At 68.6% G+C, this 9,961-nt stretch carries 10 protein-coding genes and 1 pseudogene; 6 read left to right on the top strand and 5 right to left on the bottom strand.

Translation table 11 applies throughout. The features are described from left to right. From ACIQ67_RS17495 to ACIQ67_RS17475, 5 genes and pseudogenes are all read left to right on the top strand, one after another. Positions 1–206 (top strand): annotated as a pseudogene (locus ACIQ67_RS17495) (ABC transporter ATP-binding protein); the annotation flags it as partial. Positions 207–214: 8 nt separating this feature from the next. Then, the gene (locus tag ACIQ67_RS17490) at positions 215–1,255 is read left to right on the top strand and encodes a branched-chain amino acid ABC transporter permease (RefSeq protein WP_397535658.1); all 1,041 of its coding nucleotides are present in this window, start codon (positions 215–217) and stop codon (positions 1,253–1,255) included. Between the two features lie 19 nt (positions 1,256–1,274). After that, positions 1,275–2,369 (top strand): branched-chain amino acid ABC transporter permease, encoded by a 1,095-nt coding sequence (locus ACIQ67_RS17485; protein ID WP_397535657.1) that lies wholly within the window; start codon positions 1,275–1,277, stop codon positions 2,367–2,369. After that, positions 2,366–3,214, top strand: coding sequence for an alpha/beta fold hydrolase (locus ACIQ67_RS17480; protein WP_397535656.1), 849 nt, complete (start codon positions 2,366–2,368; stop codon positions 3,212–3,214). The genes ACIQ67_RS17485 and ACIQ67_RS17480 overlap by 4 nt, the downstream gene beginning before the upstream one ends. 112 nt (positions 3,215–3,326) lie before the next feature. Further along, entirely contained in the window at positions 3,327–5,156 is a 1,830-nt protein-coding gene (locus tag ACIQ67_RS17475) for an ATP-binding protein (RefSeq protein ID WP_397535655.1), read from the top strand. A 6-nt stretch (positions 5,157–5,162) separates the two neighbouring features. Here the strand turns inward: ACIQ67_RS17475 and ACIQ67_RS17470 are convergent, their stop codons facing one another. After that, on the bottom strand, positions 5,163–5,762 hold the full coding sequence (locus tag ACIQ67_RS17470; RefSeq protein WP_397535654.1) for a DUF1566 domain-containing protein: 600 nt from the start codon (positions 5,760–5,762) through the stop codon (positions 5,163–5,165). Between the two features lie 43 nt (positions 5,763–5,805). Here ACIQ67_RS17470 and ubiA point away from each other — a divergent pair, with 43 nt between their 5' ends. Further along, positions 5,806–6,720: a 4-hydroxybenzoate octaprenyltransferase gene (gene ubiA, locus ACIQ67_RS17465; protein ID WP_397535653.1), complete on the top strand. Its 915-nt coding sequence runs from the start codon at positions 5,806–5,808 to the stop codon at positions 6,718–6,720. Here ubiA and ACIQ67_RS17460 read toward each other — a convergent pair whose 3' ends face one another. The 4 genes from ACIQ67_RS17460 to ACIQ67_RS17445 form a co-directional block, all read right to left on the bottom strand. Next, positions 6,721–7,452 (bottom strand): metal ABC transporter permease, encoded by a 732-nt coding sequence (locus ACIQ67_RS17460; protein ID WP_397535652.1) that lies wholly within the window; start codon positions 7,450–7,452, stop codon positions 6,721–6,723. Continuing rightward, on the bottom strand, positions 7,449–8,381 hold the full coding sequence (locus tag ACIQ67_RS17455) for a metal ABC transporter solute-binding protein, Zn/Mn family (RefSeq protein ID WP_397535651.1): 933 nt from the start codon (positions 8,379–8,381) through the stop codon (positions 7,449–7,451). Before ACIQ67_RS17455 ends, ACIQ67_RS17460 begins: the two co-directional genes overlap by 4 nt. Next, positions 8,362–9,522, bottom strand: coding sequence for a hypothetical protein (locus ACIQ67_RS17450; RefSeq protein ID WP_397535650.1), 1,161 nt, complete (start codon positions 9,520–9,522; stop codon positions 8,362–8,364). Before ACIQ67_RS17450 ends, ACIQ67_RS17455 begins: the two co-directional genes overlap by 20 nt. A 28-nt stretch (positions 9,523–9,550) precedes the next feature. Beyond that, on the bottom strand, positions 9,551–9,961 hold a 411-nt coding region (locus ACIQ67_RS17445; protein WP_397535649.1), incomplete at its 5' end, for a hypothetical protein.

The following is a 9,961-nucleotide window of genomic DNA, read 5'->3' as shown; positions in this document are numbered from 1 at the left end:
AGGCGCTGAGCGAGCTGAAGAAGGGCGCGCAGCAGACCACCATCCTGCTGGTCGAGCAGAACTTCATGGTGGCCAGAGCGCTCGGCGACCAGGTCGCGGTGATGGACGACGGCCGCGTCGTGCACGCCGGCCCCATGCGCGAACTCGCCGAAGACGAAGCGCTGCAACAACGCCTGCTGGGCCTGAGCCTGGCAGCGCATCAATGAGGCCGACCATGAGCGCCGCAAGCACCAGCTCTACCAGTTCCAGCACCGCCGCCGCGGCTGCCGCCATCCCCAAGGCCCAGTTCGACTTCATCCCGCTGCTGCTGCTAGCCGCCCTGCCCCTGCTGGCCTGGCCGCTGATCGGCAGCAGCAGCACCTGGGCCACGCTGACGCTGGCCGGGCTGGCGATGGGCCTGATCGTCTTCATTATCGCCTCAGGCTTGACCCTGGTGTTCGGCTTGATGGACGTGATGAACTTCGGCCACGGCGTCTTCATCGCCTTGGGCGCCTTCATGACCACCACCGTGCTGGCCGCGATGAGCGGCTACACCGAGAGCCCGCTGCTGCTGGCCAATCTGTTCGCGGTGGCGGTGGCCGCCGTGGTCGGTATGTCGGTGGCCGGCGCGGTGGGCCTGGTGTTCGAGCGCGTGCTGGTGCGCCCCGCCTACGGCCTGCACCTGAAGCAGATCCTCATCACCATGGGCGGCATGATCATCGGCGAGGAGCTGATCAAGGTAATCTGGGGCGCGCAGATGGTGCCGCTGCCGCTACCTGAAGGATTGCGCGGCTCTCTGCTGCTGGGCGATGTGGCGATCGAGAAGTTCCGCCTGGTGGCCGTCTGCACCGGACTGGCCGTGCTGGTGGCGCTGCTGTGGCTACTCAACAAGACCAAGCTGGGCCTCTTGATCCGTGCCGGCGTGCAGGACCGTGAGATGGTCGAGAGCCTGGGCTACCGCATCAAGCGCCTGTTCGTCGCGGTCTTCGTCGGCGGCTCGGCGCTGGCCGGCCTGGGCGGCGTGATGTGGGGCCTGTACCAGCAGGGCGTCACACCGCTGATCGGTGCGCAGGTCAATGTGCTGATCTTCATCGTCATCATCATCGGCGGCCTGGGTTCGACGCTGGGCTGCCTGGTCGGCGCGCTGCTGGTGGGGCTGATGGCCAACTACACCGGCTTCCTGGTTCCTAAGGTGGCGCTGTTCTCCAACATCGGTCTGATGGTGGCGATCCTGATGTGGCGGCCGCAAGGCCTCTATCCCGTGACCCAGCGCTGAAGCCCGGGAGACCCAGTCCATGAAAGCCCTGCTCTCCCACGATCTGCCGCGCAGCAAGCTGCTGAGCCTGCTGCTGATCCTCACCGTCGCCGGCCTGGCGCTGGCGCCCTTCATCTTCCCCGGCATCAAGGCGCTCAACGTCGCGGCCAAGGTGCTGATCTTCATCGTGCTGGTGGCCAGCTACGACCTGCTACTGGGCTACACCGGCATCGTCTCCTTCGCGCACACCATGTTCTTCGGCATAGGCGCCTACGGCATCGCGATCAGCTCCAGCCGCATGGGGCCGGGCTGGGATGCAGTGGGCCTGGGCCTGGCCGCGGCCCTGGGCCTGTCGCTGCTGCTGTCGCTGGTGATAGGACTGTTCTCGCTGCGCGTGAAGGCGATCTTCTTCGCGATGATCACGCTGGCGGTGGCCTCGGCCTTCGTCACGCTGGCCTCACAGCTGTCCGAGCTGACCGGCGGCGAGGACGGCCTGACCTTCAAGGTCCCCGAGGCGCTGCAACCGGCCACAGAATATCTGGAAGAGCCCTTCCTGGGCGCGATGATCGACGGCCGCTTCCTCAGCTACTACCTGCTGTTCTTCTCGGTGCTGGCACTGGTGCTCTTGATGCTGCGCATCGTCAACTCGCCCTTCGGCCGCGTGCTGCAAGCGATCCGCGAGAACGAGTTCCGCGCCGAGGCCATCGGCTACCGCACGGTGGTCTACCGCACGCTCTCCAATGTGCTGGCCGCGCTGTTCGCCACCTGCGCTGGCGCGCTGCTGGCGCTGTGGCTGCGCTACAGCGGGCCGGACACCTCGATGTCCTTCGAGATCATGCTGGACATCCTGCTGATCGTCGTGATCGGCGGCATGGGCACGATCTACGGCGCGGTGATCGGCAGCGCGCTGTTCGTGCTGGCGCAGAACTATCTGCAGGACCTGATGCGCCTGGGCGAAGGCGCCGTGGCCGGCATCCCGGTGCTGTCGCAGCTGGTCTCGCCGGACCGCTGGCTGCTGTGGCTGGGCGTGCTGTTCGTGCTCTCGGTCTACCACTTCCCCACCGGCATCGTAGGCCGCCTGCGCCTGGGCGCCTTGCTGAGGAACAACAAGCGTCTGAAAGAGGCCCGCCGATGAGCTCGTCCCACTTCAGTTCGCACTACCTGCGCTGCGAAGGCCGCGAGCTGCACTACACCGAATGGGGCAGCGCACACAGCGAGGTGGTGATCGCCTGGCACGGCCTGGCGCGCACCAGCCGCGACATGGACGATCTGGCCGCGCACCTGTCGCAGCGCTACCGCGTGATCTGCCCCGACACGCTGGGCCGCGGCCTCTCCCAATGGAGCCCGCTGCCCGACGAGGAGTACTGCCTGGATTTCTATGTGCGCCAGGCCACCGCCCTGGTCGACCAGCTGGGCCTGCAGAGCTTCCACTGGGTCGGCACCTCGATGGGCGGCGCCATCGGTACCGTCGCGGCGGCCACCACGCTGCGCGGCCGCATCCGCCGCCTGGTGCTCAATGACAACGGCCCCGAGCTGGCTGCGCCTGCGCTGGAGCGCATCCGCAGCTATGCCGGCAGCCCGGCGGCGTTCGACTCCGTCAGCGAGCTGGAACAGTACTTCCGCAGCGTCTACAAGCCTTATGGCTGGCTGAGCGATGCGCAGTGGCGGCGCCTGACCGAGACCTCGGTGCGCCGCCTTCCGGACGGCCGCGTCACGCCCCACTACGACCCGGCCATGGTGCGCCAGTTCATCACTCGCCCCAACGACTATCTGCGCTGGGCCGAGTGGGACACCTTGAGCCTGCCGGTGCTGTGCCTGCGCGGCGCGGATTCCGACCTGCTGCTGCCCGAGACCGCCGAGGCCATGCGCAGTCGCGGCCCCGCCGCGGTGGTAGTGACCATCGCCGACTGCGGCCATGCCCCGGCGCTGAACGTGCCGGAGCAGTTCGCGCTGGTGGAGCGCTTCCTGGCCGCGGGCTGAGCAAGAACAGGCCGCCAGCAGCGGCCAGACGCGCCAATACGCCGCGGGAAAGCCACAGCGCTGCGCCGCCTTGCGCCGGGCTAAAGTTGGGGCCTCCCTGCTGTCCCAAGCCATGAACAAAGGTCCCAGTTCCGAGGTCAGCCACGGCGAGCTTGATGCCTACCGCCGCAGCTTCAGCTATCTCTTGCTGATCATCCTGATGGGTTGCGCCGTGACGCTGGTGGGCATGCAGATCGCCGCGCCGGGCTGGAGCCTGCGCCACAGCCTGACCGTGGCCATCGCCGCACTGAGCTTTTTCAGCTATTGGCTGCTGCAGCGCTCGCTGCGCCTGGGCGCCAGCGTGGCCTTGCTGGGGATCTGGCTGATCGCCACGACCGGCGCGGTGAACTACAGCGGCATCCACAGCGCCAATCTGCTGATCTACGCCTTTGTGATCGTGACCACCGGTTGGACCCTCGGCCGGCGCTGGCTGATCGGCATCACCGGCGTCACGGTGCTGATGCTGCTCGGCCTGGGCGCGGCCGAGCTGAGCGGCCTGTACCTGCCAACGCCACGCGCCTCGGTGCTGGTGGTGGGCGGCACCGTCATCTTCGCGCTCATCGCCATCGCCTTCATGACACTGCGCGCCTATGAAACCTTCCGTGCCGAGCGCGACCACGGGCTGGCGCTGTCGCGGCAGATGATGGAGCGCAATGCCAAGCTGGCACAGAGCGAGGCGGACCTGAAGATGATCATCGACCATGTGCCGGCCGGGCTGGCCTCCTTCGACGCGCGCTCGCAGTTACGCTTCGGCAACCAGCGCTATGCCGAGATGTTCGGCGTCCGCCCCGAAGACCTGGTCGGCCGCCACATCAGCAGCTATGTGCCGCAGGCCGCCCTGGACTCGCTGATGCCTGCCTGGCAGCGCGGCCTGGCCGGCGAGACCAGCCGCTACCGGCGCATCAACGTCCATCCGCAGACCCAGGAAACCCGCATCATCGACGTCGAACTGGTCCCCCAGCTGGACGGCGACCAGGTGCAGGGCCTGTTCGCGCTGGTCATCGACGTGACCGAGAAAGTCGCCACCGATCAGCGCATCCAGGAGCTCAACGCCAGCCTGGAGCTGCGCGTGCAGCAGCGCACCGAGGCGCTGGAAGCCGCGATGCAGCGCCTGCAGACCCTGCAGGACGAGCTGGCGCTCAGCGAAAGCCGGGCCACGCTGAACACCCTGGTGGCCAGCATCTCGCATGAACTGAGCACGCCTCTCAACAACGCGCAGGTGGCCGCCGAGGCGCTGCACAGCGAAGCAGACGGCCTGCAGACGCGCCTGGGCGGCAGCCCGATGCGGCGCTCCGAGCTGGAAGCCAGCATCAGCGCCATGGCCGAAGGCAGCGGCCTTACCCTGCGCAATCTGGCGCGCGCCAACGAGCTGCTGTCGAGCTTCCGCGACATCGCCAACCAGCAGGCCAGCGAGCAGCAGAGGGAATTCGACCTGGCCGAGCTGCTGGGTGAGATCCTGCAAACCTTGACTCCCACGCTGCGTCGGCAGCCCCATCGGGTGCTGCTGGACGTGCCGGCGGGCTTGGTCCTGAACAGCCGGCCCGGGCCGCTCAGCCAGGTGGCGATCAACCTGATCAACAACGCGATGCTGCATGCCTTCCGCCCCGGCCAGGCCGGCAGCCTGCGCATCAGCGCCGAGCGCAGCGGCGATCAGCTGATGCTGCGCTTCGAAGACGACGGCATCGGCATGAGCGCCGAGGTGCTGGAGCACCTGTTCGAGCCCTTCTTCACCACGCGTGCCGGCCAGGGCGGCACCGGCCTGGGGCTGAGCATCGTCGAGCACCAGGTCCGCAAGATGCTGGGCGGCCGCATCAGCGTTCGTTCAGAACCTGGGCACGGCAGCTGCTTCGAGATCCAGATTCCGTTGGTGCTGGACGAAGCAACCAGCCCGCCGGCGCACTAACGCGACTCAGAGCCCCCGCACCAGGCGCACCGCCAGGCGCGTGCCCTTGGCTACATCGCTGCGTGACTCGCCATTGCCCAGATGTACCGCCCAGCCGGTCACGAAGGACTCGCTGCTGCCGCTCTCCTGCGTCCGCCCCTGCATCACATTGCCATAGGCATAGGGGTTGACCGTGCCGGTGGGCACGCTGGCCATGCCGGACCAGTGCCAGTCGCGCAAGGCCCCCGGATAGAGCTCCGGATTAGGGCCGACCGGGCGCGCCCGGCGATCGACCAGCCGGCGCAGCTCGTTCACCCGCGGCAGCCGCCAGGCCTGACCCTCGGCCTTGGCTCGCTGCGCGGCCACCGCGACGGCCTGGGCGTGCGACATCAGCTGCGCCTCACCAACGCAAGCCTTGCCATCCCAGTGCATGCCCTCGACACAGCGCGCCCACACCAGCCGCGCCGCGCTGTCGATGACGGACAAGCCGTCCGCCGCCACTTGTGGCCGAGCGGGCGCGGCGGCTTCGGTTTCGGCAGCCCGCACAGGTGACGCCAGCGCGCCCAGCGCCAGCAGGAGAACGGCGGATCGCAAGGCAGCAGGCACGTACAGCTTTCGTCGGGACATCGGCCCATCCTAGCCGGCCCGCGCCTGCCACAATCACCCGGTGATGATGACGACGCCCGCCTCCGCCCCTCCGTCCCGCCTCTCGCTCTACCTGGACCTGATCCGCTGGGACCGCCCCGCCGGCTGGCTGCTGCTGCTGTGGCCCACCTTGTCGGCGCTGTGGATCGCCTCCGACGGCTGGCCGGGCTGGCATCTGCTGGCGGTCTTCGTGTTGGGCACCATCCTGATGCGCTCGGCCGGCTGCTGCGTCAACGATGTGGCCGACCGCGAGTTCGACAAGCATGTGAAGCGCACCGCCCAACGCCCGGTCACGCGCGGCGCGGTGTCGGCCAAAGAAGCGCTGGGCCTGGGGGCAGGTCTTGCCTTGCTGGCCTTCGGCCTGGTGCTTTCGACCAATGCGCCGACCATCCTGCTGTCCTTCGCCGCGCTGGCGGTGGCCATCCTCTACCCTTATGCCAAGCGCGTGGTGGCGATGCCGCAGGCGGTGCTGGGCGTGGCTTTTTCCTTCGGCATTCCGATGGCTTTCGCGGCCGCGCAGGGCGGCACAGAATGGAGCCTGGCCGCCATCAATGCGGCCGTGCCACTGACCGCCTGGGCGCTGCTGCTCGCCAATCTATTCTGGGTGCTGGCCTATGACACCGAGTACGCGATGGTGGACCGCGATGACGACATCCGCATCGGCATCAAGACCTCGGCCCTGACGCTGGGCCGCTTCGACGTGGCCGCCGTGATGGCCTTCTACCTGGTCTACTTGGCCAGCTGGACGTGGCTGAGCCTGCGCCTGGGCCTGGGCCGCTGGTTCCTGCTGGGCGTAGTGGCAGCGCTGGCGCAGGTGGCCTGGCACTACCTGCTGATCAGGGACCGCAGCCGCGACGGCTGCTTCAAGGCCTTCCGCCAGAACCACTGGCTGGGCTTTGCGGTGTTTGCCGGCACCGTGCTGGACCTGGCGCTGCGCTGATCAGCGCGGCTTCAGCAGCGCGGACAGCCCACCTGCCAGCGCCAGCGCCAGCGCCACGCAGGCGCCGCTGGGCGCATCCAGCAGCCAGGACAGCAGCAGGCCGGAAGCGCAGGCCGTGCCCGTGGCCGCCAGCGCCTGGCTCCAGTGTCGCCCGGCCCGCATCCACAAGGCCGGTGCGATCAAGGCGGCAAAGACCACAAACAAGCCCAGCACCGGCACCACGAGACTGGCCACCAACGCGAACGCCGCGTAGAAGAAGCGATTGCGCGCCAGCAGCGGGCGCAGCGCCAGCACAGCCAGGGCACAGCCCGCCAGCAGGGCCACCTGCGCCCAGTCGGCCCACAGCACATCAGCGGCCAGCAACTGCGACAGGCGCTCGCGGCCATGCGGGTCGGCCCGCGCGGCCAGCAGCGCCAGGCTGGCCGCCGCCACATAGACCAGGCCGATCAAGGCCTCGCGTTGCGCCGGCCATTGCCGGGCCAGCCAGGCCACCAGCGCCGCGCTGACCAGCGCCCCGGCCATCGCACTGCCCTGCGTGCCCAGCCAGCCCGGGTGGTCGATGAAGGCCGCCGCCATCAGCGCGGCCGCCGCCGCTGCCTGCGCCACCGCCAGGTCGATGAAGACCACGCCGCGCAGCAGCACCTGGTGGCCCAGCGGCATCAGCGCGATCAGGCCGAACACCAGCGCCAGCGCCGGCGCGAGGAACCAGGCGTCGAGCAGCGCCGCGTTCATCGGCTCTTGGCCAGCGTGCCGACCAGGGCGTTCACGACCTGGTCCATCCACTGCCCCAGCGCATCCGACGCCGTCTCGTCCTCGACCGTGGCGGGCAGGATGAGCACCGGCAGGCTGCTGCCAAACTGCCCGGACAGCCAGCGCCCCGGCCGCGGGTCCTGATAGCTGCTGATCACCACCGCAGCCGCCGGCTGGGCGCGCAGGGTTTCCAGCAGACGCTGAAGATGGACCGGCGTCGGCGCCATGCCGGGCTTGGGTTCCAGATCCACCCCCTGCTGCACCCCCAGCCAGCGCCATAGATAGGCAAAGCTGCTGTGCTGCGCAGCCACCCGCTGGCCCTTGATCGGCGCGGCTCGGCGCTCCCACTCGGTGATGCGCTGGCGCCACTGCACCTGGAAGGCCGCATGGCGCTGCGCAATGGCAGCGGCCTGCGCGGGCTGCAGCTGCTGCAGCGTCTCGCTCCAGGCCTGCGCAACTTCCAGCATGCGGCGCGGGTCGGTGTGGAAATGCGGATTGCCCTGCTCATGCACATCGCCCGCCCAGGGCGTGCCGATGACGCCGGGCTGCGCGTCGATCAGGCTGACATGGTCGGCCGCGAAGAACATCGCTGCCGAGCTGTTGCTGACCTTGGCATTGCCGGCGCGCTGCTGCAGCACCGGCAGCCAGCCGCTCTCCAGCGCCGCGCCGCTGCAGATGGCCGCATCGCTGGCGCGCAGCTGCGCGATCAGCGCTGGCCGGGCCTCGATATGGTGCGGGTCCTGCTTGGCATGCGTGGCCACATGCAGGCGGGCCGTCGGCAGCAGCACCCGGGTCAGCGCGGCCCACTCAGGCTCACAGGCGAAGACCGTGAAGGGGGTCTGCGCCTGGGCCTGCAGGCTCACCCCAAACAGCAGGGCCAGGCCGATCCGCTTAGTAGCTGTGTGCACCATGGGCTCCAAAGGCCAGCACGTACTGCAGCTGCACCGAGCGCTTGGCAGGGCTCTCGAACTCAACCGCGTCGCGCTGGGTTGAGTACTGCAGGCGCACTGCCTGCATATGTGTGGGCTTCCAGGCCAGCATCAGGCTGCGCTCACGCAGCAGGCCGCTGTGGAAGTGATCGCCGTGCGGCATGCGCACGCGCAGCCAGTCCGCCCGCGCGCCGACTTCCCAGCTGGGATTGAAGCGCCACACAGCGGCCAGCGCGTTCGCCTCCTGCTTGTCGCTGGAACGGGCGTAGCGGTTCAGCCCGCTGATCTGCGCCGCCTCGAAGGTCAATCGCAGCTGCTGATCACGGTTGTTGCCGTTGGGTGCCCACTTCCAGGTGGCGTCGACCATCCATGTCTTGCGGCCTGTGAACTGGGCGCCATGGTGGTGATGGTGATGCTCATGTTCGTGGGCGCCTTCCTCATGCTCATGGGCGTCTTCAAGCGCGGCTTCCCTGCGGTTGCGCAGGTGCGAGATGCCAAGCTGCCAGCTGTGCGAACGATTCAGGTCCGCGCCCATCTTCGCCACCAGTGTGGCGGCGCCGGCACGCCCCGGATCATTGGCCGCATCGGCCACCAGCTTCTTGCCGCGGAAGACCTCGGCGCCCAGCATCAGGTAGATGGGCGTCGGCGCGGTCCAGTTCAGACGCAGGCCGTCGTCGTTCCAGTGGCCGCCCAGAAAGGCGCGGTACAGCAGCGGACGCTCGGTGAAATCGTCTGCATGCGAGTGCTGCTGATTCAGATAGCCGATCTGCGAGGCGAAGCGGCCCGCGCGCGCCTGCAGGCCGGCTGGCAGCGTGGCGGTCTCCAGCCAGAACTCCTCGATGGACTTCTCCAGCTTGCCATCGTGTGTCTCCAGCATGGCCACCGCCTGGGCGCGCAGGTGCTTTCCCAACGGCCCGCTGACGCTCAGGTCGCTATGCCCCAGCTGCAGGCCCTTGTCGCGTGCGCCCAGCTCCAGCGCGCGGGTTGTGTAGGTGGTGTCGAGCACCGCACCGAACTGCCAGCCGGCGGCCGGCTTGGGCGCCGGCGCTCGTTCCTGCGCCAGCGCGGCGCCGCCCGACAGCAAACTGGCTGTGGCGACGAGGGAATAGATTGCGTTCTTCATGTTTGCTTGATTTCAGTGGTTACAGCGCTCAGCGCGTGATGCCCAGCCAGGCGACGCCGGACGGCACAAAGTCGAGGTTGCGGCGCGATTTCACGGCGCCGGTGGCGCTGTCCACCACCACCAGCTGGCGTGCCTGCGGGTCGGTGATGTAGAGCTCATCCTTGGCGCCATTGGCCACGATGGCCGGCCAGGGCGCGGCGGTCGGCATGCTCGGGATGACGCCCGTCACCCGGGCCAGCGGCGCCCAGGTCTTGTTCTGGTGCTGGCTCAGGATCAGCGTGCCCTGGGCGTCGAGCAGCGCGAAGCGCTTGCCACTGCGATCAAATCCATGGGCGCGGCGGATGTTGCCGGCCACCCAGCCCTGCGGAGTGAAGCTGCTGACCGTGCCGGCATCGCCGTCCACCGCATAGAAGCGCGTCGTCACCACGCCCGGCGCCGC

It is taken from the genome of Roseateles sp., assembly GCF_044373315.1.
Classification (GTDB): Bacteria; Pseudomonadota; Gammaproteobacteria; order Burkholderiales; family Burkholderiaceae_C; genus JACDQM01.
The sequence above is the reverse complement of the archived record's forward strand: the minus strand, read 5'-3'. Positions and strand labels throughout refer to the sequence as shown.

Excerpts from the sequence above, each read along its gene's own strand:
- ACIQ67_RS17470 (WP_397535654.1), bottom strand. The coding sequence starts at position 5,762 with ATGTCCCGACGAAAGCTGTACGTGCCTGCTGCCTTGCGATCCGCCGTT.
- ACIQ67_RS17490 (WP_397535658.1), top strand. The coding sequence starts at position 215 with ATGAGCGCCGCAAGCACCAGCTCTACCAGTTCCAGCACCGCCGCCGCG.
- ACIQ67_RS17485 (WP_397535657.1), top strand. The coding sequence starts at position 1,275 with ATGAAAGCCCTGCTCTCCCACGATCTGCCGCGCAGCAAGCTGCTGAGC.
- ACIQ67_RS17475 (WP_397535655.1), top strand. The coding sequence starts at position 3,327 with ATGAACAAAGGTCCCAGTTCCGAGGTCAGCCACGGCGAGCTTGATGCC.
- ACIQ67_RS17450 (WP_397535650.1), bottom strand. The coding sequence starts at position 9,522 with ATGAAGAACGCAATCTATTCCCTCGTCGCCACAGCCAGTTTGCTGTCG.
- ACIQ67_RS17460 (WP_397535652.1), bottom strand. The coding sequence starts at position 7,452 with ATGAACGCGGCGCTGCTCGACGCCTGGTTCCTCGCGCCGGCGCTGGCG.
- ubiA (WP_397535653.1), top strand. The coding sequence starts at position 5,806 with ATGATGACGACGCCCGCCTCCGCCCCTCCGTCCCGCCTCTCGCTCTAC.
- ACIQ67_RS17455 (WP_397535651.1), bottom strand. The coding sequence starts at position 8,381 with ATGGTGCACACAGCTACTAAGCGGATCGGCCTGGCCCTGCTGTTTGGG.
- ACIQ67_RS17480 (WP_397535656.1), top strand. The coding sequence starts at position 2,366 with ATGAGCTCGTCCCACTTCAGTTCGCACTACCTGCGCTGCGAAGGCCGC.